At 55.4% G+C, this 22,846-nt stretch carries 22 protein-coding genes and 1 tRNA gene; 5 read left to right on the top strand and 18 right to left on the bottom strand.

All coding sequences use genetic code 11. The annotated features are described in order from the left end of the window. Positions 1-123: 123 nt before the first annotated feature. Positions 124-1,290, top strand: coding sequence for a type III PLP-dependent enzyme (locus tag AC222A_RS03520; RefSeq protein WP_372781462.1), 1,167 nt, complete (start codon positions 124-126; stop codon positions 1,288-1,290). Positions 1,291-1,360: 70 nt separating this feature from the next. Here AC222A_RS03520 and holA read toward each other — a convergent pair whose 3' ends face one another. The 9 genes from holA to miaB all read right to left on the bottom strand — a co-directional run bounded on the left by holA (position 1,361) and on the right by miaB (position 12,405). Next, entirely contained in the window at positions 1,361-2,380 is a 1,020-nt protein-coding gene (holA, locus tag AC222A_RS03515; RefSeq protein WP_372781450.1) for a DNA polymerase III subunit delta, read from the bottom strand. Beyond that, entirely contained in the window at positions 2,352-2,882 is a 531-nt protein-coding gene (locus tag AC222A_RS03510; protein WP_372750264.1) for an LPS-assembly lipoprotein LptE, read from the bottom strand. Before AC222A_RS03510 ends, holA begins: the two co-directional genes overlap by 29 nt. Next, complete coding sequence (gene leuS, locus AC222A_RS03505) at positions 2,882-5,329, bottom strand: leucine--tRNA ligase (RefSeq protein ID WP_372781452.1); 2,448 nt, start codon at positions 5,327-5,329, stop codon at positions 2,882-2,884. The genes AC222A_RS03510 and leuS overlap by 1 nt, the downstream gene beginning before the upstream one ends. Positions 5,330-5,401: 72 nt before the next feature. Then, positions 5,402-6,943 carry an apolipoprotein N-acyltransferase gene (lnt, locus tag AC222A_RS03500; protein ID WP_372763911.1) on the bottom strand — a complete coding sequence of 514 codons (1,542 nt, stop codon included), beginning with the start codon at positions 6,941-6,943 and terminating at the stop codon, positions 5,402-5,404. 49 nt (positions 6,944-6,992) lie between these two features. Beyond that, positions 6,993-8,537 carry an FMN-binding glutamate synthase family protein gene (locus tag AC222A_RS03495; protein ID WP_372781456.1) on the bottom strand — a complete coding sequence of 515 codons (1,545 nt, stop codon included), beginning with the start codon at positions 8,535-8,537 and terminating at the stop codon, positions 6,993-6,995. A gap of 46 nt (positions 8,538-8,583) precedes the next feature. Next, positions 8,584-9,459: a CorC family transporter gene (locus AC222A_RS03490; protein ID WP_372748875.1), complete on the bottom strand. Its 876-nt coding sequence runs from the start codon at positions 9,457-9,459 to the stop codon at positions 8,584-8,586. Between the two features lie 78 nt (positions 9,460-9,537). Then, the gene (gene ybeY, locus AC222A_RS03485; RefSeq protein WP_486774637.1) at positions 9,538-9,993 is read right to left on the bottom strand and encodes an rRNA maturation RNase YbeY; all 456 of its coding nucleotides are present in this window, start codon (positions 9,991-9,993) and stop codon (positions 9,538-9,540) included. Beyond that, positions 9,990-10,988, bottom strand: coding sequence for a PhoH family protein (locus AC222A_RS03480; protein WP_372748873.1), 999 nt, complete (start codon positions 10,986-10,988; stop codon positions 9,990-9,992). The genes ybeY and AC222A_RS03480 overlap by 4 nt, the downstream gene beginning before the upstream one ends. A 76-nt stretch (positions 10,989-11,064) precedes the next feature. Then, the gene (miaB, locus tag AC222A_RS03475) at positions 11,065-12,405 is read right to left on the bottom strand and encodes a tRNA (N6-isopentenyl adenosine(37)-C2)-methylthiotransferase MiaB (protein WP_372750391.1); all 1,341 of its coding nucleotides are present in this window, start codon (positions 12,403-12,405) and stop codon (positions 11,065-11,067) included. Positions 12,406-12,565: 160 nt separating this feature from the next. On the opposite strand from miaB, the gene AC222A_RS03470 reads away from it, so the two are divergent. Then, positions 12,566-12,916 carry a DUF1820 family protein gene (locus AC222A_RS03470; RefSeq protein ID WP_372750390.1) on the top strand — a complete coding sequence of 117 codons (351 nt, stop codon included), beginning with the start codon at positions 12,566-12,568 and terminating at the stop codon, positions 12,914-12,916. 65 nt (positions 12,917-12,981) lie between these two features. On the opposite strand, the gene AC222A_RS03465 is transcribed toward AC222A_RS03470, so the two are convergent. Beyond that, entirely contained in the window at positions 12,982-14,244 is a 1,263-nt protein-coding gene (locus tag AC222A_RS03465) for an aspartate aminotransferase type Ic (protein ID WP_372763913.1), read from the bottom strand. Positions 14,245-14,356: 112 nt separating this feature from the next. Beyond that, positions 14,357-15,898, bottom strand: coding sequence for a DUF1631 family protein (locus tag AC222A_RS03460; protein ID WP_372809569.1), 1,542 nt, complete (start codon positions 15,896-15,898; stop codon positions 14,357-14,359). Between the two features lie 137 nt (positions 15,899-16,035). On the opposite strand from AC222A_RS03460, the gene AC222A_RS03455 reads away from it, so the two are divergent. Then, a complete protein-coding gene (locus AC222A_RS03455; RefSeq protein WP_372750716.1) occupies positions 16,036-16,455 on the top strand; it encodes a nuclear transport factor 2 family protein in 420 nt (139 codons plus the stop codon). Here AC222A_RS03455 and cmoB read toward each other — a convergent pair whose 3' ends face one another. The 3 genes from cmoB to AC222A_RS03440 form a co-directional block, all read right to left on the bottom strand. Then, entirely contained in the window at positions 16,456-17,421 is a 966-nt protein-coding gene (gene cmoB, locus AC222A_RS03450; protein WP_372783297.1) for a tRNA 5-methoxyuridine(34)/uridine 5-oxyacetic acid(34) synthase CmoB, read from the bottom strand. Beyond that, positions 17,418-18,146 carry a carboxy-S-adenosyl-L-methionine synthase CmoA gene (gene cmoA, locus AC222A_RS03445; protein ID WP_486774636.1) on the bottom strand — a complete coding sequence of 243 codons (729 nt, stop codon included), beginning with the start codon at positions 18,144-18,146 and terminating at the stop codon, positions 17,418-17,420. Before cmoA ends, cmoB begins: the two co-directional genes overlap by 4 nt. A 166-nt stretch (positions 18,147-18,312) precedes the next feature. Further along, positions 18,313-18,389 (bottom strand) — tRNA-Met (locus AC222A_RS03440). Between the two features lie 185 nt (positions 18,390-18,574). Here AC222A_RS03440 and AC222A_RS03435 point away from each other — a divergent pair. Beyond that, on the top strand, positions 18,575-18,817 hold the full coding sequence (locus tag AC222A_RS03435; protein WP_372780493.1) for a type II toxin-antitoxin system Phd/YefM family antitoxin: 243 nt from the start codon (positions 18,575-18,577) through the stop codon (positions 18,815-18,817). After that, positions 18,814-19,077: a Txe/YoeB family addiction module toxin gene (locus AC222A_RS03430; RefSeq protein WP_486774635.1), complete on the top strand. Its 264-nt coding sequence runs from the start codon at positions 18,814-18,816 to the stop codon at positions 19,075-19,077. Before AC222A_RS03435 ends, AC222A_RS03430 begins: the two co-directional genes overlap by 4 nt. Before the next feature lie 106 nt (positions 19,078-19,183). Here the strand turns inward: AC222A_RS03430 and ychF are convergent, their stop codons facing one another. The 4 genes from ychF to AC222A_RS03410 all read right to left on the bottom strand — a co-directional run bounded on the left by ychF (position 19,184) and on the right by AC222A_RS03410 (position 22,572). Next, positions 19,184-20,275: a redox-regulated ATPase YchF gene (gene ychF, locus AC222A_RS03425; protein ID WP_486774634.1), complete on the bottom strand. Its 1,092-nt coding sequence runs from the start codon at positions 20,273-20,275 to the stop codon at positions 19,184-19,186. 2 nt (positions 20,276-20,277) lie between these two features. Further along, positions 20,278-20,862 carry an aminoacyl-tRNA hydrolase gene (gene pth / locus AC222A_RS03420; RefSeq protein WP_372780490.1) on the bottom strand — a complete coding sequence of 195 codons (585 nt, stop codon included), beginning with the start codon at positions 20,860-20,862 and terminating at the stop codon, positions 20,278-20,280. Between the two features lie 12 nt (positions 20,863-20,874). After that, a complete protein-coding gene (locus AC222A_RS03415; RefSeq protein WP_372780489.1) occupies positions 20,875-21,531 on the bottom strand; it encodes a 50S ribosomal protein L25/general stress protein Ctc in 657 nt (218 codons plus the stop codon). Between the two features lie 96 nt (positions 21,532-21,627). Beyond that, a complete protein-coding gene (locus tag AC222A_RS03410; RefSeq protein WP_372780488.1) occupies positions 21,628-22,572 on the bottom strand; it encodes a ribose-phosphate pyrophosphokinase in 945 nt (314 codons plus the stop codon). Between the last annotated feature and the right edge of the window lie 274 nt (positions 22,573-22,846).

Raw genomic sequence — 22,846 nt, 5'->3', positions numbered from 1 at the left:
AATATTGCCTTGCGCGGGCATGAATATTTTATTTGCGTGTGTCGAAATATGCTGTACGATTCGCGCCCTTTTCCGGTACCCCTGATTGGCAGTGGCACCACCAACCTGGCTAAAGCGGGGTTTATGCAAATGGAGCAAACGGTTCTTCCTGAAAGCAACTGGCAGCGAATTCGCGATTTTGCCGCAGACAAGCAAACACCTTGTCTGGTGGTGGATCGCGATATAATTCGTGGAAAGTTCCAGGAATTGCGGGAGGTGTTCCCTTACGCGTCTGTTTATTACGCAATGAAGGCGAACCCGGACCAGGCTGTTCTCCGTTGCCTGGAAGAGATGGGCTCCAATTTTGATATTGCCTCTGTCTATGAGCTGGACAAGCTGCTGGATCTGGATGTCAGTCCGGATCGCATGAGTTACGGAAACACGATCAAGAAGGCCCGCGAGATTGAATATGCCTATAACAAGGGTATTCGTATGTTCGCTACCGACAGCGAGTCGGATCTGCGCAACATTGCCAAATACGCGCCGGGCAGCAAGTTGTATGTGCGTATTCTGACTGAAGGGACCGAAACGGCTGACTGGCCTCTGTCGCGCAAGTTCGGCTGTCAGGCGGATATGGCTATTGAGCTGATTGTGCTGGCGAAGGAGCTGGGTCTGGATGCTTGTGGTATTTCTTTCCACGTGGGTTCCCAGCAGCGTGACATCGGTGCTTGGGATGCGGCCATTGCCAAAGTGCGCTTCATCTACGACCGCGTGGCTGAACACGGTATCAAACTGCGCCTGATCAATATGGGCGGCGGTCTGCCAGCGGTCTACAGTAACCGCAGTCACGATATCGAAGCTTACGGTACTGCGATTCGCCGTTTTCTGGATGAAGACTTCGGCGATGACCAGCCGGAGATCATCATCGAGCCCGGCCGCTCTCTGGTGGGGGAGAGCGGTGTGCTGATCAGTGAAGTGGTACTGGTTTCGCGCAAATCTCGCGATTCGCTTTACCGCTGGGTGTTTTTGGATGTAGGTCTGTTTGGCGGCTTGATCGAGTCTCTGGGCGAGTCCATCAAATATCCGGTGTACTGTGATAAAGCGGGTGTGTGTGGTGAAGAAGAGGAAGTCGTGCTGGCCGGGCCAACCTGCGACAGTATGGATATTCTCTATGAAGACCATCGCTATGCACTGCCGCAATCCCTCGAGGCAGGCGACCGGCTATACTGGTTGTCGACGGGTGCGTACACCACGAGCTACAGTTCAGTAGAATTCAACGGTTTCCCGCCGCTGAAAACCTACGTTATCTGATAACTATTGCGCCGGTGCGGTCGGCCTTTGTCCGATGTTGTCCTATCGGGAGAGGTCGGCTTTTGCCCCTTTAGCCATTCACTGCCAGCTTCTGTCCTGATAGTCGGCAGACGAGTTGGTCAATCAGCTCCCAAGGTTGCCCTGGCTGCTGGCCTTTAAAGGTCAAGTCTATTTTCTGGGCTAGTAGTAGCAGGCTAGCCAGTTCCCGTTCTTTGATTTTTGTCAGCGTCTGCTTGTACAGCGGTTTGCGTTTGTCCCAGACTCCGGCGCTATCCAACACCCGATCGATACCGGCGCCTTGGGCCAGCATTTGTGAGCAGCGGTGGAGCGTGCGCAATTCCCGGGTGATAGCGCCCATCATTGGAATGCCTTCGGCGCCTTCGGTGCGCAGTCCTGCCAACATTTTCAGGGCGGTGGTGGTTTGCCCCTGCAAAACACAGTCAATCAGTTTAAAGACATCGTAACGCGCACTGCTGGCCACCAACGCGTTTACCTCGTCGCCGCTGACTGCTTTGTCGCCCACGAGTATGCGCAGTTTTTCCAGCTCTTGGGCGGCGGCCAGCAGGTTTCCTTCGACCCGTTCAGCGAGCAGCGCAATGCCGGTGCGATCGATATTCAGACCAATCTGCTGGGCCCGTTGCTGTAACCATCGCGGCAGTTGGCTGCGGTCAATAGGCCAGATCTGAATCAGGGCGCCTTTGCTTTCAATGGCCTTCACCCACTTGCCGCGCAAGGCATTGCGATCGAGTTTGCCGGCAGAAATCATAAGCAGGGTATCGTCGCCAGCGGATTCGCAGAAGTCGACAACAGCCTGAGAGCCGTCTTTGCCCAACTTCCCATTGAGTCGGAGGTCTAGGATTTTGCGATCACCAAACAGTGACATGGACTGACTTGCAGCGGTCAGGTGGCCCCAATTAAAACCGCTGTCGGCATCGAGTACTTCGCGCTCGATAAAACCTTGATCGCGTGCGGCGGCGCGTATTGCGTCTGCAGTTTCCTGTGCAAGCAGCGGTTCATCGCCGGTAATCAGGTACACCGGTAACAGCGGGGAGCTGAGGTGTTTAGAAAGTTGATCCGCTCTCAATTTCATGATGTTGCCTGTCCAGCCAGCGGGTGAGTTGCAGTGCGATCTGTCGGGCTGCCGCTTCTTCGAGCTCGCTAACCACAAGTTGTGACTCGGTGCCTGAGCCTACCGGGTTTTCCGGGTCGGTGAACAGTACGCGTTGTTCGCGGACGAGCTGGGATTGCAGAATATTGCCGTCGCTGTCGAGCAGCGAAAGCTCGGCGGTAATAATGAGCAGCCGCTCGGCCGTACGCACATCGCTGTCGAGGGTGAGTACCGTATCACTGCGCTCGACCTTGTCAACCACGAAGCGGTATTGAGCTTGCGCCGAGGCTTCGGCGGCCACCACATTGTGAATGGCCAGTTGTTGCTTGATGCGCCGTCGCAGCAGATTATCACTGTGGTTCTGCTGGATTAGAACCGGGTCGTGGTAGGCGCCCGCAGTCTGCTGCGTGCTGCGCAACTGAAAACCGCAACCGGCGATAATGAGAGCGATTGCAGTGATGAGCAGTGCGCGCAGGCTGCCCATTAGCCCACCACAATATTGACAAGTTTCTGAGGCACAACGATTTCCTTGCGGATTGTCTTGCCGTCGATAAAGCGCAGTACATTTTCGTTGCTACGGGCGATGTCTTTAATACTTTCTGCGTCGGCATCGGCGGCAACTTGAATTTTGCCGCGCACTTTGCCGTTGACCTGAACCACCATCTCAATCGAACTTTTGACCAGCGCGCTTTCGTCGACCTGAGGCCAGGGCGCGTCGATAACCGCCTCGCTGTGGCCTAAGTCTTGCCACAGGGCGTGGCAGATATGAGGCACGATAGGGGACAGCAGAACGACACAGGCTTCGAGGGCCTCGCGGGTCACAGCCGGATTTCCTTCAAACTTACCGATCTCGTTGAGCAGTTCCATTACCGCAGCGATTGCCGTGTTAAACGTGAGGCGCTCACTATAATCGTGGCTCACCTTGGCGATGGTTTCGTGTGTTTTGCGGCGCAGGTCGCGATCTGCATCATTCAGCAATTCGATGTTAAGTGCGGCTGTATCGCCACTCTCTACGTGTGCGTGAACCGCCTTCCACAGTCGACGCAAAAATCGGTTCGCGCCCTCCACGGCAGAATCAGACCACTCCAGGCTTTGCTCGGGTGGTGCCGCAAACATCATAAACAGGCGCACAGTGTCCGCACCGTACTGTTCAATCATAGCTTGCGGGTCAACGGTGTTGCCCTTGGATTTTGACATCTTGGCGCCATCTTTAAGCACCATGCCCTGACACAGCAGTTGTTTGAACGGCTCGTTGCTACTGAGCAGGCCTTCGTCGCGCATCAGTTTGTGGAAGAATCGCGCGTATAACAGGTGGAGTATGGCGTGCTCGATACCTCCTACGTACTGATCAACAGGCAACCAGTAATTAGCCTGCTCAGGGTCGAGCATGCCGTCGGTGAAGTCGGGGCAGGTGAAGCGGGCGTAGTACCAGGACGACTCCATAAAGGTGTCAAAGGTATCGGTTTCTCGTTCGACCGCTTTGCCGTTCAGCTCTTCCTTGCGCCACTGCGGATCGGCTTTAATGGGTGACTGAACCCCATCCATCTCTACATCTTCCGGCAATAGCACTGGCAGTTTGTCTGCCGGTACCGGGATCTCGCCGCCTTCGGGCAGGTTGAACATGGGGATTGGGGCGCCCCAATAGCGCTGCCGTGATACGCCCCAGTCGCGCAGGCGATAGTTGGTGGTTACCTTGCCGGCACCTTTGCCTTCCAATACGCCGGAGATCGCGTTAAATGCGCCGTTGAAGTCGAGGTCATCGAATTCGCCGGAATTTACCAGAACGCCTTTGTCCACGTAGGCTTCTTTGTCGAGATCGACAGAGCCACCGTCAGCTGGTGCTATAACCTGTTTAATGGGCAGATTGTATTTGTGGGCAAATTCCCAGTCGCGCTGATCGTGGGCGGGTACGGCCATAACCGCGCCTGAGCCGTAGTCCATCAGCACATAGTTTGCTACCCATACTGGCACGGGTTTGCCGGTCAGCGGGTGAATGGCATTGATGCCGGTGGCCAGCCCCCGCTTTTCCATTTTGGCCATGTCGGCCTCGGCGACGGAGCTGGTTTTGCAGGTTTTGATAAAGTCTGCAAGTTCCGGATTGTCGTTGGCCAGGGCAAGGCTTATGGGGTGTTCAGCGGCCAAACTCAGATAGGTGACCCCCATCAGCGTGTCGGGCCGGGTGGTGTAAACGTCAAAGCCATCAATGCCTGCAACCGCACTCTCTAAGGTGAAGTGCATCTCCACACCCTGCGAACGGCCAATCCAGTTGCGTTGCATGGTTTTGACCTGTTCTGGCCAGCCGTCCAGGCTGTCAAGGTCGTCCAGTAGCTGGTCGGCGTATTCGGTGATGCGAATAAACCACTGGGGGATTTCCTTGCGCTCTACGGCGGTATCGCAGCGCCAGCAGCAACCGTCGATGACCTGTTCGTTGGCCAGAACCGTTTCATCCACCGGACACCAGTTAACCGCTGACGTCTTCTTGTAGACTAGGCCCTTTTCGTAAAGGCGGGTGAAGAACCACTGTTCCCAGCGGTAATATTCCGGGGTGCAGGTCGCCAACTCCCGATTCCAGTCGTAGGCAAAACCCAGCGCCTGTAGCTGTTCACGCATGTAGCGAATGTTTTCATGGGTCCACTTGGCTGGCGCTGTCTTGTTTTTGACGGCAGCGTTTTCGGCAGGCAATCCGAATGCGTCCCAACCCATGGGCTGTAGCACGTTCTTGCCCAGCATACGCTGGTAACGAGAGATCACATCGCCAATGGTGTAATTGCGCACGTGGCCCATATGCAGCTTTCCGCTGGGATAGGGGAACATGCTCAGGCAGTAGTATTTTTCGCGGCTTGGATCGCTCTGAACGGCAAAGCTCTGTTGGTCTTGCCAGTACTGCTGTACGGCTTTTTCGATCTGGTCGGCGTTGTAGTGTGTATTCATTGAATTTCGGTCAAGGGCTCTGGCGGCGTGGACGCTAAGGGCGCGCATTTTACCAGCTATGCACCCCGAGTGCTAAAGCCCGCGCGATTTGCTGGCGGATTTATTGTTGTTGGCTTTGTTGTTTGCTTTGTTGGCGGCGGGCTTGCGGGTAAACGCGGCCAATGCTGCCAAGCCAAAACACAGCAGCCACGTGGGCCAGGAGCCAGCAACCAGGAAGGGCGTATTACCGCTGCGTCCGCGTACGGTGGTGCTTAGTACGCCAGCCTCAAAGGCAGGAATTCTGGCGCTTACCTTGCCATGGGCGTCGACGACCGCCGTGGTACCGGTGCCGGTGGCGCGTATCAGTTCGCGGCCAGTTTCCAGGGCGCGCATCCGCGCCATCTGGAAGTGCTGCTTGGGTCCGATAGAGCGGCCAAACCAGGCATCATTGGATACAGTGAGTAGTAACTCGGCACCATTCATCTGCTTAACCAGAAAATCCGGGTATACCACTTCATAGCAGATATAGGGTGCCACGCTGTGGTCTTTGATCTGCAGTGGTTTTTGCTGGGGCGGGCCTTCGGTAAAGCTCGACATTGGCAGATTGAAAAATCGGATCAGCCCGCGCAGCCAGCTCTCGAGCGGCACGTATTCACCAAAGGGGACTAGCCGTTGTTTGGCGTATACACCGGTGCCTCCGGTTAGTACTACCAGCGCGTTGTAAACGCCCTCGGGCGTGCGCAGCGGAATACCGGTGACCAAGGCAGTGTCGGATTGCTCGGCCATTTGGGCCATGAGGTCGAGATAATCTTTGGCGACGTGATAGTAGTTGGGTATCGCGGCCTCTGGCCAGATAACCACGTCGTGTTGGCCTAGCAGTGGTTGCGTCATTTGGTCGTAGAGCTTGAGTGTTGGCTTGTAGCTCTCAGGTAGCCATTTTTTGTCTTGGGTAATATTGGCCTGTACCGCTGCAATTTTAAGTTCGCGCCCGTTGGTTTGGGTCCACTCGACGGATTGTAGGGAGTAGCCCAATACCCAGAGCCCCGCGGCGCCAACTATCAGTACATAGCGGCGGTTCAATAGGGCCTGGCTCAGGCAGGCACCGGAGAGGTACACCATCAAGCTTAATAGAAAAACGCCGCCAACCGGCGCCCAGCCTGCCAGTGGTGTGTCGATGTAGGCATAACCCAGATAGAGCCAAGGGAAGCCGGTAAGTAACCACACGCGAACCCATTCCGACAGCAACCACACGGCGGCAAAGCCAAGCACCCGTCCACCCATACCATCGCGCAGCCAGCGGCAATATACCCAGGCGGCAAGGGCGGGAACCGCGCCGAGAAACAGGCAAAACAGCGCAGTGAAAATGCCTGCCAGCGGCGCGGAGGTGAACCCGTAATCGTGAATGGAGATATACACCCACGACACGCCGCTCCCGAACAGGCCGACGCCATAGGCCCAGCCCAAAGCAAGCGCGCGGCGGGGTGTGGATTTTTCGAGTGCGAGGTTGAGCACTGCCACGGCCACGATACTCAGCGGCCACATGCCAAAGGGGGCGAACGAGAGCGTGACGGCGATGCCGCACAGAATCATTGCGACCAATGCGAGGGCAGTATGTGGTGTATTTTTGTGGTTCATTCGGTGCGCTTCACAGATTTGAGCTTATAGTAATTCAAGAACTGCATTGTCATCGATCAGAATCGCCATTTTGTGGCGACAAAAACAGGTGCGCATTAGGTTGGCGCTCAGGGTAGAGGATATTGAGTGGCTCGGGGATGCCGCGGTCATTGATGATGTGAGCGTGTCGGCGCTGTAATTCCCGGGCTTCACGCGCGCCGCAGGAGTGCGCAATAACTCCGACCTCTTGCATCAGATTGCTGGCGTAGTTGGCAACACGTATGGCTTTGTCCGCCGGCACCAGCCCTTGTTGCAGATCGGGATTGTGTGTAGTGACGCCGGTTGGGCAGGTGTTTTTGTTGCACTGCAGGGCCTGTATGCAGCCCAGTGCAAACATGAAACCGCGTGCGGAGACGATAAAGTCGGCGCCGACACACAGTGCCCAGGCGACGTCGGCGGGATTGATCAGCTTGCCGGAGGCTATCACCCGAATCCGCTGGCGCAATTGCCACTCGCTCAGTTTGTCCACTACCAGCGGCAGGCTGCGTCGGATCGATAGACCAACGTAGTCCATCAGGCTCTGTGGTGCGGCGCCGGTACCGCCATCGCCGCTGTCAATGGTGATGAAATCCGGGGCGCAGTCCAGTCCACGCTCGGTAATACGCTGGCACAGTTCGTCGAGCCACTCCATGTCGCCCATGACGGCCTTAAAGCCGGTGGGCTTTCCGGTAATATCGCGCACGCGAACAATCAGGTCGAGCAGCTCGTCGACATTTCGCGCTTCGATATGGCCGTTGGGGCTGATGGAATCTTGCCCTTCAGGGATGCCGCGAATGTTGGCGATTTCTGCGGTTACCTTGGCGCGCGGGAGAATGCCGCCTTTACCGGGTTTGGCCCCCTGGCTGAGCTTTATTTCAAACATGCGCACCGATTCATGGGCGGCTATCTGGCGCAGTTTTTCGTCGCTGAACAGGCCGTTGGCATCGCGTACGCCGTATTTAGCAGTGCCGATCTGGAAGACTAGGTCACAGCCGCCGCTGAGATGGTAGGGCGACAAGCCGCCCTCGCCGGTGTTGAGCCAGATTCCGGCCTGGGCGGCGCCATTCGACAGCGCGGTGACTGCGGGTACGGAAATGGCACCAAAGCTCATGCCGGAAATGTGGAAAAACTTGTCGGTGGTGTAAGGCTTGGGACAGTAGCCTTCGCCGACGGTAATGGCCGAGGCCGGCACAAAATCTTCGCGCAGGGTGGGGAAGGCGGCGTTGAGAAAAATGACGTCGTTGGCCTGATTCATCGGGTGGGTGGAGCCGAAAGCCACGGTGGTGTCGATATTTTTGGCGGCCCGGTACACCCATGCTCGCTGAGCGCGGTTGAATGGCAGTTCTTCCCGATCCATAGCAAAAAAATACTGCCGGAAGAATTCGCCCATGTGCTCAAACAGATAACGGAAACGACCGATCACGGGGTAATTGCGGCGAATGGCGTGCTGGGTCTGGCGCACGTCAACGATATAGAGATAGGCGATCAGTAGCAGACCGAACAGGAGCAGTATCAGAAAGACGACGACACTGAGTTCGATGAACTGTTGGGCAAAGCGGTGCAGGGAATCGTTCATAGGCTCCGACACATGATTGTCGTGTCAGAGCCTAGCATTAGTGAGACTACTGAACCAGCTCCTGCTGATCTACGTCGGCTTCTTCCAACAGGCGCATGCGCAGCAGGTGTATCTGCCGGTTGTCGGCATTGATTACCTTGAACTCGCAGCGGTCGATGGTAGTCACTTCATTGCGGCTGGGTAGGTGGCCCAGTTGCTGCAAAATGATACCGCCGATGGTGTCGAATTCTTCATCGCTGAACTCGGTTTTGAAGGTGTCGTTGAAATCGTCGATTGGGGTCAGCGCCTTGACGATAAAGTCGTTATCGGCAATCTTGCGGATAAAGGCGTCGTGATCTTCGTCGTATTCATCTTCAATTTCACCCACTATCTGTTCCAGCACATCCTCAATGGTGACCAGGCCGGCAACACCGCCGTACTCATCGATCACCACCGCCATATGGTTGCGCTTCTCGCGGAAATCACGCAGCAGTACATTGACCCGTTTGCTTTCCGGTACCAGAGTGGCGGGCCGCAGTATGCTCTGCAGATTGACCTCCTCGGGGTTCTCGTTCAGCAGCTGGGGCAGGAGATCCTTGGCTAACAGTATGCCCAGTACCTCGTCGGCGCTTTCGCCAATAACGGGGTAGCGGCTGTGAGCAGATTTTATTATCAGGGAGAGGATCTCATTGAAGGGCTGATCTACCTTGATCACCACCATCTGTGGGCGAGGCACCATGATCTCACGGGCCTGCATATCCCCTACATTCATCGCACCTTCAATAATCCCGAGTACATCGCTGTCTATCACCTCGTTCTGGCGCGCAATGCGCAGAATGTCGATAAGGTCATCTCGGTTTCTTGGTTCGCCGGCGAAGGCCTGAGCAATTTTTTCGATCCAGGACTTGTCGCCTGAATCGTTGCCAGATCGGTCGTCGCTCATGAATTTGTGTGCTGTCCTCCTGTGGGAGCTATCTTGCGTTTACGCTGCATGGGTTTGTGGGATTATCAATCCGGCCGGCTAGTTTGCCAGATAGGGGTTCGCAAACTCCAGTCTTTCCAGAATATCTATTTCCAGCGCTTCCATTTCCTGGGCTTGTGTATCATCAATGTGATCATAACCAATCAGGTGTAACGTGCCGTGTACCACCATGTGAGCCCAGTGGGCCGGGGCTGTCTTGCATTGTTCGGTTGCCTCTCGTTCTACGACGCTGGCGCAGATTACCAGATCGCCGAGTAAAGGCAGACCGAGCTCCGGTGGCAGGTCGGCGGGAAAAGAGAGCACATTGGTGGGTTTGTTTTGCTGGCGATACTGGTGGTTCAGTTCGGCACTCTCGGCTTCGTCTACAACGCGAATGGAGACCTCGGCTTCGTCGCGCTGTCCGCTCAGGGCAGCATGAACCCAGCGTTCAAAGTCGGCTATCTGGGGTAATGCAGAGGCCGAACTGGCATTGTGCAGATCGACGATCAGGTTCATGACTTGGTTTTGTCTAGGGAGGCGGTATCGCCGCTATACGCTTCGTAGGCTTCGACAATGCGCTGCACCAGTGGGTGGCGCACGACATCCTTGGACTGGAAGAAGGTCATGCTGATGCCGTCAATGTCTTTCAGTACATTCAACACGTGAGTCAGTCCTGATGGGGTGCCTCGCGGAAGGTCTATCTGGGTCGCATCGCCAGTAACAATGGCCGTTGAGCCGAAACCTATCCGGGTCAGAAACATTTTCATCTGTTCGCGCGTTGTGTTCTGCGCTTCGTCCAGCAGGATGTAGGAATTATTCAGGGTGCGACCACGCATATAGGCCAGTGGCGCAATCTCAATCACATTGCGTTCAATCAGTTTGCTGACCATTTCAAAGCCGAGCATCTCGTAGAGAGCGTCGTACAGTGGGCGCAGATAGGGGTCTATTTTTTGTGCAAGATCGCCGGGCAAAAAGCCGAGTTTTTCGCCTGCTTCCACGGCCGGGCGAACCAGTAGTATCCGTTCCACTTCGTTGTTCATCAGGGCTTCAACCGCGCACGCGACGGCGAGGTAAGTTTTGCCGGTGCCAGCCGGGCCAACGCCGAAGTTGATGTCGTTGGCTTTGACTGCGCGCACATATAGCTGCTGGTTTTTGCCGCGCGGTTTGATGGTGACCTGTTTGGTGCGGATGATTGTCATCGGCGCGACCGTGGTTTCAGCATCTCGCGCCTGTTCCAGTCCCGCTTCCTGCAGGTGCAGGTGTACTGCCTCTAGATTGAGGCTGGCACCGTTTTCGCACTCTCGGTAAAGGCTGTCGATGACCGAGGTCGCCGCTTCAACGTTTGTCTGCGGACCTTCAAGCGACAGGGCGTTGCCCCGAATGCCAATGCGAACGGCCAGGCGCTGTTCAATCAGCTGCAGGTGTTCGTCAAATTGGCCGCAGAGCTGTGCCAATAAGTGTGGGTCGTTGGGTTCGAGGGTGAGAACAGTTTGTATGGGTGCTGAAGTCAATGTGTTACCAGAATTACCGTCAAAATGACGTCGATGATGGTTTTAGGATAACCGAGTTTATGTGCCTGCCAAACCATTATTGCGCGCAGAGCTCGCCGCGCAGGGAGTTTGGCAGTGCCTGAGTGATGGTGACTTTAGCGAATTCGCCGATAAGTGATTGATCTGCTGAGCTAAAGTTGACTACTCGGTTGTTTTCGGTGCGACCCTGCAGTTGCCCGGGGTCTTTTCGGGATACGCCGGTCACCAGCACTGTCTGGGTGGTGTCAACCATGTTTTGGCTGATTTCCTGGGCTTTCTGTACGATGCGTTGCTGCAGGATCTGCAGGCGTTGCTTCTTGAGCGCTTCAGGCGTTTCGTCATCTAGCTGGGAGGCGGGGGTGCCGGGTCGGGCGCTATAGATAAAGCTGAACGAAGTATCGAAACCGATGTCGGCAATCAGGCGCATGGTTTCGCTGAAATCCTGTTCGGTTTCTCCGGGAAAGCCCACGATGAAGTCAGAGGAGAGGCTGATATCCGGGCGAATTTCCCGCAGTTTGGCGATTTTAGCGCGATATTCATCAGCCGTATGGCCGCGCTTCATAGCCTTCAGAATTCGGTCAGAGCCGCTCTGAACAGGTAGGTGAAGGTGGTTCACCAGCTGCGGTATATGGCGATAGGCCTCTATCAGAGCGTCCGAAAACTCCACGGGGTGGGAGGTGGTGTAGCGAATGCGATCTATGCCGGGAATTGCAGCAACGAAGCTGAGCAGCTCTGCGAAGTCGACGATATCGCCATCGGAGGTGGCGCCGCGGTAGGCGTTAACGTTCTGACCGAGCAGGTTTACTTCGCGTACACCGCGATCGGCAAGGGATTCCACTTCGGCGATGACTTGTTCCAACGGCCGGCTGACCTCTTCGCCCCGGGTATAGGGCACGACGCAGAAGGTGCAGTACTTGGAGCAGCCTTCCATAATGGAGACAAACGCACTGGGGCCGTCTACAGAAGGTTCCGGCAGGCGGTCAAACTTCTCAATTTCCGGGAAGGTAACGTCGACAACAATGGGGCCATCGGGTTTGCGGCTTTTCAGCATGTCCGGCACGCGGTGTAGGGTCTGGGGGCCAAAAATGACATCCACATAGGGTGCCCGCTGGCCGATGTCAGCGCCCTCTTGACTGGCGACACAACCGCCGACGCCAATCACCAGATCAGGGTTTTTGTCCTTGAGCTGCTTCCAGCGGCCTAGCTGGTGAAATACCTTTTCCTGGGCTTTTTCCCTTATAGAGCAGGTATTTAGAAGGAGAACATCCGCTTCTTCCGGGTTGTCGGTGGGCTCCAGGCCATGCGAGACCCCCAGCAGATCCTGAATACGAGCGGAATCGTACTCGTTCATCTGGCAGCCGTGGGTTTTGATGAAAAGCTTTTTCGGTGCGTTGGCCATAAGGGTGCCCGGAACTCGCAACTGTCTGAAAAATGGGCGGCCATTATACAGAGCGGGGGCTGAAACCCCCAAGCGGAGTTGCTGTTTTTTTGCACGCCAAATTCGCAAATGTGCTACTATCGCCGCCCTTTTTTTGATACTGCAGGTTGCTGGTGCGCGAATGAGCAAAACGCCCATCTACAAAGTTATTTTTTACAACCAGAATCAGGTATACGAGCTGTACGCCAAGGCAATTTACCAGAGTGAGATGTACGGCTTTCTGGAGGTGGAAGAGTTTGTGTTCGGTGAAATCGGGCAGGTTATTGTGAATCCGGGTGAGGAGAAGCTCAAAAATGAGTTTGCCCAGGTAACGCGTTCCTATGTGCCTATGCACTCCATCATCCGCATTGATGAGGTGGAGAAAGAAGGTGTGGGCAAGATTCACGAGCTGCCGGCAGGCAGTGGCAAGGTCGCCAATTTTCCAACTATGCCCCAGCGCCCTGGCAGCATTACTGGCGATTCAGGAGACTAGAGCGCCAGTCCCAACGGGTTGGTTAGCCACCTATGGGCGGGAGCCCCGCCCATAGGTGGCGCTGTTTAGGCGGCTTTCAGCCACTGGCGCACAGTTGCCAGCTTCACACAGGTCACAAACACATCGGTGGCCGCCTCAATATCTGCCACTGTCGGTACGCTCGGTGCAATGCGGATGTTTTTGTTTTCCGGATCTTTACCGTAGGGGAAGGTTGCTCCTGCTGGGGTCAGCTTGACGCCAGCCTCGGCGGCCATGGCAACGACTTCGGTGGCCAGCCCCGGCAGTGTGTTGAAGGAAATAAAGTAACCGCCTTGCGGTGTAATCCATTCGCCGGCTCCGGTTCCAGCCAGGCCTTTTTCCAGCCCTTTTAGAACCGCATCAAAACGCGGTCTGAGCAGTTCCGCGTGCAGTTTCATGTGGTTGAGTAGTTTGTCGTAGCTTTGGAAAAACTCGACATGGCGCAGTTGATTGATTTTGTCGGGGCCAATCTGGGTCATTCCCAGCTGCTTGCTGAAAACGGCCAGATTCTTTTCTGATAGGCCCATAAACGCAACACCTGCGCCGGCGAAAGTGACCTTGGAGGTGGAGCCAAAAATATACACGCTGTCTTCGGTTCCCGCCTTGCGGCAGGCGTCCATGATATTAGCGAGTTGCGGTGCATCTTCGTTCAGGAAGTGAATGGCATACGCGTTATCCCAAAAGATGCGGAAATTGCTACCCGCCATGTTGCCCAGCTCGGCGAAGCGCGCAACTACCGCGTCGCTATACACGTGGCCCGTGGGATTGCTGAAGCGGGGAACGCACCAGATACCTTTGATCAGAGGGTCGGCTTTTACCAGGCGCTCGATTTCGTCCATGTCGGGACCATCGTCGAGCAGTGGTACGGGAATCAGTTCTATGCCCAGAGTTTCCGAGACGCTGAAGTGTCGGTCATAGCCGGGAACGGGGGCGAGCATCTTTATTGGCCCGTCTTCCTTTATCCAGGCGGTATCTGGGCCATTGGCCCCCAAGTGCATGGCAAAGTGCGCGGCAAAGTACATCAGCGTGAGGCTGCTGTTGCCGCCCACCAGGGTTTCGTCAGGCTTGACGCCAATGACCTGTGAGAACAGCTTGCGTGCTTCGGGAATGCCGAGCAGGCCGCCGTAGTTGCGCAGGCTGGCATCGGCGAGCGCCTGCTGTGCAATATCACCGAGCAGGCCGTTAGAGAGGTTGAGCTGGTCTGTGCTGGGCTTGCCCCGGGTCAAGTCGAGGTTGAGGCCGCGCTGCTTAATCGCCTCATACTGCTCGCTGAGCTCAGTTTCGAGGTTGCGCAATTCCTGGGCGTTCATGTTGGCGTGCAAGACTAATCCCCTTCACAAAAAAGAAACAGCGGCCGTTGCCGGTTATCGGCGGGCAATTATACGCGGTTTGCGTTGAGAAAAAACGGAAATGCTTGGGGGATCAGCCGCTGGCTTTCAATGTTTCATTTTCTGGGCTGTGCAGACGCTTGCGCAGACGTTTCAGGCTGGAAATCAGCTCTACACCCTTGGCGGTGTTGAAGTCGATCAGCTTGAGACCGTTGAGAAGGTCCCGTTCAATCTGATCGCCCAGGAACTCGGTATTGGTATAGCGCAGTTGTTTATCGTCGCAGTGCAGATACCAGATGATATCGTCGACCAATGACAGCGCTTGCTGGGTAGAAATGGCGTCTTCGCCGTCTTCCAGCCAGATTTTGGCAATCACGCGATTCCATAGGCTAAATACCAGCTTGTGCAACAGCGGTGGCACATCGCTCATGTCCTGCATCTTTTCTTCAAGGCGTGCATTAACCTTGTCGAGGTGATTGATTGTCGCTTTCGGTTTGTGGGGTTGCTCGATGGATTCCTGCTCTTCGCGCTCCAGGCGGTGCATTTGATAGGCGAGATAATCCATCAGTTCTTGGTGCAGAATTTTTAAAAGGGCGGGGTCGCCACGATAACTCTGGGTTCCGGCGCCAACGCCCATATCAATCGACTGCTTGACGTTTAATAGCATTTTCCTGCGTTCGGAGGGGGGGCTGCTGACCCAGTTTGCCACCGTCGCGGTTACCTGATGCACGAGCTGTTTCGCTGGATGCAGTGACTGCATAAAGGAGCCGCGATCCGCCAGGGCAACGCTTTCGACGGTAGGGCGGATGCGAGCAGCGAGAGATTGGAGCGAACGCGGTACCCCGCTCATGGTGGTGAGGGGGTGAAACAGGCGGTCAACGTCTGCCAGCAGTTCTTCATCACTGTATTGTCGGTGCTGGAGGTCGTCGTGAGGGTGGAACCAGCGGTCGCGCAGAGCGCGGGCCGCCTCGCTCATTGTGTCGAGCTCATCGAGCTTGCTGCGGAGTTCGTTCAGACGGTCGACCGCCATCGCGCGAGTTGATGCGTCGATGGAGGTGTCGCGGAGTTTCTTTTCAAGGTGGTTGATCCATGCCTCGATATTGGAGCGTCGGTCGATATGGGTGGCAGTTGACGAGGCCGTCATTTCCAGAAGCCCGACATAGAGCTGCCCCAGGCTGTCTATAAACTCCTTGCGAAACACCTCGCGCGCGGTATCCCTGGCGGCCTGCGCCGGATCAAGCAGGTTGAATGCCCGTTGAAACAGTGTGGCGAACACCTCTTCGCGCAGGGTTAGGCAGTAATTGTACAGCTCGTCTTTGCTGCCAGCTTTGTTGAGGAGCGATTGCAGCTCCGGGCTTGGCCGTTGCTGCGGTATGACTTTGATTGAAGGGTCTTCGCCGCGGGTAGCATTGTGCACCAGCTGTTGGAAATGCTGGCAGATGCGCTGGCGATTGTTTTCCAGATATTTGTGGTGTTTGAAGTACAGGAGTGCGTCATCGCGCTCCGTCTCACTCATTGCCATATCCAGCAATTTTTGCGAGAGTTCGCCAACGCAGAGAGAAATCTGGTTTTCCACCCACCGCATCGTGTGGTTGTGGAAAGCTTCCAGCGATGCATGCCCCTCAGCATCTTGCATGGCCATGTCTCCAAGGGTTGTGCTACTGATCCATCTGCACAATATTAAATTATTAGTCGATTGATCATACTTTGAACAGTTTATACTTGTAAAGTCAATAAGTCACATTTTGTGTTCACTGCTAACGAGGCAGATTGATGAGTATAGAAGAAGAAAACAAGCGGCGAGTTGAGGCTTTCTTTGATGCCATGAATGCCGCCGACTCGCAGCGTATCGCGGCCGCATATGCCGAGGATGGAACCTGCTGGACGTCGGGCAATACGCTGATTTCAGGTACGTTGACGAAGCCGCAGATTGTAGCTGGCGCTAGTGCGGTGCTGGATGTCTTTCCCGAAGGTTTGGCGTTTACCGTACATGCAATGACCGCTGAGGGTGAGCGGGTGGCGGTAGAAGCTGAATCGAACGGTCAACATGTGTCGGGAAAATGGTACCGCAACCTTTACCATTTCCTGTTTGAGTTCCGAAACGGCAAGTTACTTCGCCTGAAGGAATATATGGATACCGAGCAGATCACAGACGTGCTGTGTGGTGGTGAGCGCCCACCGCAGGCTGAATAGTCAGGGCGCGTCGGCTAATACAATAGCGCGCAGTGGTGCCGGATGGCCTTCCAGGGTCTGGCTGTGGTCTTGCGGGTTGAGAAATTCTGCCAGCGAATGAAATTGCATCCATTGAGTACGACGCTGTTCCTCAGTCGTCGTTTTTGTTACGTCTACGGTGCGAACATTTCTAAAGCCTACCTTGCGTAGCCACAATTCCAGCGTGCCTGTGCTGGGCAGGAACCAGACATTACCCATGCGGCTGTAGCGCCCTTCAGGTACCAGGCAGTAGCCGGTGTCGCCTTCTACTACAAGGGTTTCCAGAACCAGTTCGCCGCCGGAACAAAGCGCGTCGCGCAACTGGATCAGGTGATCAAAAGGGGAGCGGCGGTGATAGAGAATGCCCATCGAAAACACTGTATCAAAGGCGCGCAGTTTTTCCGGCAGGTGTTCAATGCCAACTGGCAGAACACCAACGTGGTGATCCTGCAGGTAGTGCTGAAGGGCCTGAAATTGCACAACGAAAAGTGGTGTTGGCTCAATGCCAACGACCAACTGCGCGCCGGCGCCGCGCATTCGCCAGCAGTGGTAGCCACTGCCGCAGCCAACATCCAGAACTCGACGCCCGGTGAGATTGGCGATATGGGGAGCAAGACGTTGCCATTTCCAATCAGATCGCCATTCGGTGTCAATGAATGTGTCAAAGAGTTGAAACGGGCCTTTGCGCCACGGGTGCAGCCCTCGTAGAGCGGCGTCGAGCTGTTGCTGCTGATCGGTGCTGATTTCGCCCGCGACTGTCACGGTATCGCGATTGATTTGTTTGTCTGTTACCAGCGTTGTTGGTAGCGCATTCAGGCAGTCCAGCCAGCGCGGCAGGTCTCCATAGCGCTTTAGATCAAGACCTGCTGCGATCTGATCGTTGAGAAGTGGCAGCCAGCTCGCCAGCGGTGTGTCGCTAAAGTGCGCAAGAAAGTTGTCGAAATTCATGCCTTGATGGCCACCAGAGAGGCAAAATTAAAGCATTGAAACCATACATCTACACTACTGAAGCCGGCGCTGCGCAGGCGTTGTTCGTGGGTGTCGAGAGTTTCTGGTTGCAGAACGTTTTCCAGGGCGCTGCGTTTCTGTGCAATTTCCAGGTCGCTGTAGCCATTGGATTTTTTGAAGGCGTGGTGCAGGTCGGTATTGAGTTCCTGCAAATGCGGGTCGGCGAAGCGAATTTTTTCTGACAGTATCAGAATGCCGCCTTTAACCATGCCGTTGTAAATCTCGCGCAGCAGGGCATTGCGGGATTCAGGCTCGAGAAACTGTAGGGTAAAGTTTAATACGACCACCGACGCGCTGCGGATGTCGATGTTTCGGATGTCAGCGCACACCATGTCGACCGGGACGGTGGAATCGGGCAGCCGCTCCGACAGGCGAGTGAGCATGGCTTGGGAATTGTCTACGGCGACGATGCGGCAGTCGCGGTCGTTCAAGTATTGTGCCATGGCAAAGCTACTGGCCCCGAGGGAGCAGCCGAGATCGTAGCAGCGGGTGCCGGGTTTGGCGTAGCGATCTGCCAATACCCCGGTCATGGCCACGATGGTGCTATAGCCCGGTACCGAGCGCTGAATCATGTCGGGAAAGACCGAGGCGACGGTATCGTCAAACGCAAAGCGATCTATCGCGGTTCGCGGCGTAGAGTAAATGGTATCTCGAGGGGTGCTCATGGGGCTCTGTATCAGCTGACAACGCCGCAAATTTTACCACAGCAATTGGCAGCGCGCGGGGTTCAGCCAATTGGCATGCGTAGCGACGTTATAAGTTTGAAAAGCAATGCCAGCCGCATTATGACCAGATACAAAAAACCCACCGCATGGGTGGGTTTTTTGTATCTGGTAGCAAGGGGCGGATTCGAACCGCCGACCCCAACATTATGAGTGTTGTGCTCTAACCAACTGAGCTACCTTGCCGCAAAGAGGCGCGCATTTTCCCGGGCTGGCTGAAGTTTGTCAAGGAAAAGGCAGTGATAGTCTGTCGAGATAATATGGGGATGTTTTGTTTGGTTGATTTGCGATCAGTCGATGCGCGCCAAGGTGGCGTTGCGTGTTGACTAGGCGTACGTGTAGGCGTACGCTTCTAGTGTTGGAGGAGTCTTATGACCACACTGAACGCGACGGAAGCGCGATCCAAGCTCTACGCTTTGATCGATGAAACATCTACCAGCCATCAGCCAATTGTCATCACTGGAAAGCGGGGTAATGCGGTGTTGCTGGCGGAAGAAGACTGGAACGCTATTAATGAAACGCTTCACCTATTATCACTACCTGGTATGCGTGAGTCGATTAGGGAAGGCATGGAAGCTGATCTGAACGATTGCAGCCAGGAGCTCGATTGGTGACGTGGAAACTTTACTACACGAAACAGGCGCAGAAGGATGCCCGCAAGCTGGCATCCGCAGGTCTAAAGGAGAAAGCGGCCGAGCTTCTCGAAATTCTGAAAAATAATCCCTTCCAGAATCCGCCTCCCTTCGAGAAGTTAGTGGGTGATCTGGCTGGTGCCTACTCCCGACGGATCAATATTCAACATCGTTTGGTGTATCAAGTGCTCACGGAGGGCAAGGCGGTAAAGGTGTTGCGGCTATGGGCGCACTATGAGTAGTCACGCCGAGCGTGCGTTACGCTATGTTTTTGCGGATGATTCTTTTGTGACGCCTTATAGCTTTAAGGCGTCACATATGAATCATATTTCGAGGTAAGTAGTATCGCTAAACGTTAAAGCGAAAATGCACGACGTCGCCGTCTTTGACGATGTAGTCTTTCCCTTCCAGTCGCCATTTGCCGGCATCTTTCGCGCCCTGTTCGCCTTTGTACTGAACGTAGTCATCGAAACCGATCACTTCTGCGCGGATAAAGCCTTTTTCGAAATCAGTATGGATCTTGCCCGCAGACTGAGGGGCGGTGGCGCCCTGGGGTATGGTCCAGGCGCGAACTTCTTTGGGGCCCGCGGTGAAGTAAGTATGCAGGCCGAGCAGCTGATAGCCGGCGTGGATCACACGGTCGAGTCCGGGTTCTTCCATGCCGAGATCGGCCAGGAATTCGGCTTTTTCATCGTCTTCGAGTTCGGCGATTTCTGACTCAAGCTTGTTGCAGATGGGGACTACAATCGCGTTTTCGGCCGCGGCGATTTCGCGCACGGCATCAAGATAGGGGTTGTCGTCAAAGCCATCTTCGTTGACGTTGGCAATGTACATGGTGGGCTTGGTGGTCAACAGGTGCAGTTGCTGGCTGAGCGCCTTCTCGTTGTCGTTAAGGCTCAGAGAACGCACCGGTTTGCCTTCGTCGAGGTGGGTCTGCAGCTTCTCCAGCACGGCTTTCATGGCAATGGCTTCTTTGTCGCCGCTTTTGGCGGTGCGCACGACTTTCTGCAGCTGTTTTTCCACGCTTTCCAGATCGGCCAGGGCCAGCTCTGTGTTGATAACGTCGATATCGTCAGCGGGATTCACCTGATTTGCAACGTGAATCACGTTGTCATTGTCGAAGCAGCGCACGACGTGGGCGATGGCGTCGGTTTCACGGATGTTGGCCAGAAACTGGTTGCCCAGGCCTTCGCCTTTGGAAGCGCCAGCGACGAGGCCGGCGATATCCACAAACTCCATGGTTGCCGGAATGACCTTTTCGGGTTTGACGATATCTTTCAGGGCGTTCAGGCGCGGGTCGGGTACAGCGACGATGCCGGAGTTGGGCTCGATGGTGCAGAAGGGAAAGTTTTCTGCATCAATACCCGCTTGTGTCAGTGCATTAAACAGGGTGGATTTTCCCACGTTGGGAAGGCCGACAATGCCGCAGTTAAAACCCATGCTCAGGATTCCTTGAAAGTGTGTAGCCGGTTCATGGCTTTGCTTATATCGCCGCTAATAACGTCCGGCAATACACGCAGGGATTCGTCAATGGCCGCCATTATGCGTTCGCGGTCGTCCTGGCTGGGCTTATTCAGCACGTAACCGGACACCTTGCCGGCGTGGCCTGGGTGGCCAATACCAATTCGCAGGCGGTGGAAGTCTTTCTGGTTACCTAGCGCTTTGACTATGTCGCGCAGGCCGTTGTGCCCACCGATGCCGCCACCGGTTTTCAGGCGTGCAGTGCCGGGCTCGATATCCAGCTCGTCGTGTACGATCAGTACCTCGCCGAGGGGTATCTTGAAAAAATTGATAATGGTGCCGACGGCCTGACCGCTGAGATTCATGTAAACCGAGGGAATCAGCAGACGAATGTCACTGCCGCCTAGGCGGATCTTGGCGGTGCGGGCGTTAAATCGGCTTTCGCCAGATAGAGCAACGCCGGATTGCCGTGCCAGTTCTTCAACCAGCCAGGCTCCGGCGTTGTGGCGTGTCTCTTCATATTCCCGGCCCGGGTTGCCCAGGCCGGCTATGAGTTGAATTGCCATCGCAGAAGAGGGTTAGTCTTCAGACTTCTCTTCAGTCGCTTCGGCGTCATCATCACCTTCGGCGTCAGCATCGTCCTGAACGCCGCCGCGCGGAGTAATGACGTTGGCGACCGGAAGGTCGTGATCTTCGCCGTGCGACAGGGCAACACTTTCAACACCTTCCGGCAGTGACAGGTCGGAAATGTGCACAGTCTGGCCGACTTCGATGTTGAGCATATCGACTTCGATAAACTCGGGCAGGTCTTTCGGCAGGCAGGTCACTTCAAGTTCGGTCATGGCGTGGGCCACGATACCGCCCTGCATTTTCACGCCGTGGCACTTCTCTTCGTTGATAAAGTGCAGCGGAACGCGCATGGTGATCTTGGTGGTGGCATCAACGCGCATAAAGTCAGCGTGGGTCAGCTGTGCTTTGGAGGGGTGACGTTGCAGGTCTTTCAGAACGACCTGCTCGGTGCCCGCGCCTTCAATTTCCAGGGTGATCAGGCTGGTGTAAAAGGCCTCATCTTCCAGGTCTTTGACCAGATCTTTCTGCAGAACAGAAATGTTCAGCGGATCTTTCTTGCCGCCGTACACAATGGCTGGAACTTCGTTCGCCAGACGACGCAGGCGGCGGCTCGCACCTTTCCCCGCGTCCTGACGCACTTTCGCATTCAGGGTATATTCGCTCATCGTATTTCCTCCGATGTGGGCGATACACTGTCTTACCTGCGACCGGCTCGACAGTGGGTTTCAGTTATCCGTCAGCGCTTCTATGACGACGCAGTATTAACGAAACAGTGCGCTGATGGACTCTTCATTGCTGACTCGACGGATGGATTCCGCGAGCAGGGACGACAGCGTGAGCTGTCGAATTCGTGTGCAGGCTTTTGCTTCCGGGCTGAGCGGAATGGTGTCGGTCACTACCAGTTCGTCGAGCTCGGAGTTTTCAATATTGTCGACGGCCTTGCCCGACAGCACCGGGTGGGTGCAGTAGGCGACGACTTTGGATGCGCCGTTGGCTTTGAGTGCGCCGGCGGCTTTACACAGGGTGCCGGCGGTGTCGACCATGTCGTCAACCATGATACAGGTGCGGCCGTCGACCTCACCTATAATGTGCATGACCTGGGTTTCATTGGCTTTGGGGCGACGCTTGTCGATGATCGCGAGATCGGCATCATTGAGCTGCTTGGCAATAGCGCGAGCGCGCACCACACCGCCGATGTCAGGTGAAACTACCATCGGATCGTCGTGAAACTGTCTGGCGATATCGTCTAGCAATACGGGCGAGCCGTAGACGTTGTCGACCGGAATATCGAAAAAGCCCTGAATCTGTTCGGCGTGAAGGTCTACCGTGAGTACGCGGTTAATGCCCACGCGGCTCAGTATGTCGGCCACAACCTTGGCACTGATCGGAACTCGCTGGGAGCGAACCCGGCGGTCCTGGCGGGCGTAGCCGAAGTAAGGCATTACGGCCGTGATGCGGCCGGCCGAGGCGCGGTGCAGGGCGTCGGCCATCACCGCGACTTCCATCAGGTTGTCGTTGGTCGGTGCGCAGGTAGGCTGGAGAATAAAGACATCAGCGCCGCGCACGTTTTCATTGATTTCGACCATGATTTCGCCGTCGCTGAATTTGTCGACGGTGGCATCACCCAGCGGAATGTGCAGGTGGTCTACAACTTTGCGGGCCAGTTCCGGGTTGGCATTCCCGGTAAAGATCATCATTTTTGACACGGTAGTAAAGTCCTGTCTTTCTGATCGCCTGGAGGTTCGAAACACATGCGGCGTTAAATTCCTCAAGGCTCTGCCCTGAGCCCTGACAGCTGTCACGCCGCCGGAAAAATCGCGGGGCCTGAACGAAAAATAGCTGCGGTGGGCAGCTACATCAAAATAAAGCACTCGATGTCGGTTGGTTCGGGAGTCGGGGCGGGAGGATAGACTCAAACAGCCTATGGGCTGTTTTCGCCCTACGGGCTGCGTCGCTATCGCTCCTTGTCCCAACTGTTGC

The sequence above is a fragment of the Litorivivens sp. genome, from assembly GCF_057445395.1.
The sequence above is the reverse complement of the archived record's forward strand: the minus strand, read 5'-3'. Positions and strand labels throughout refer to the sequence as shown.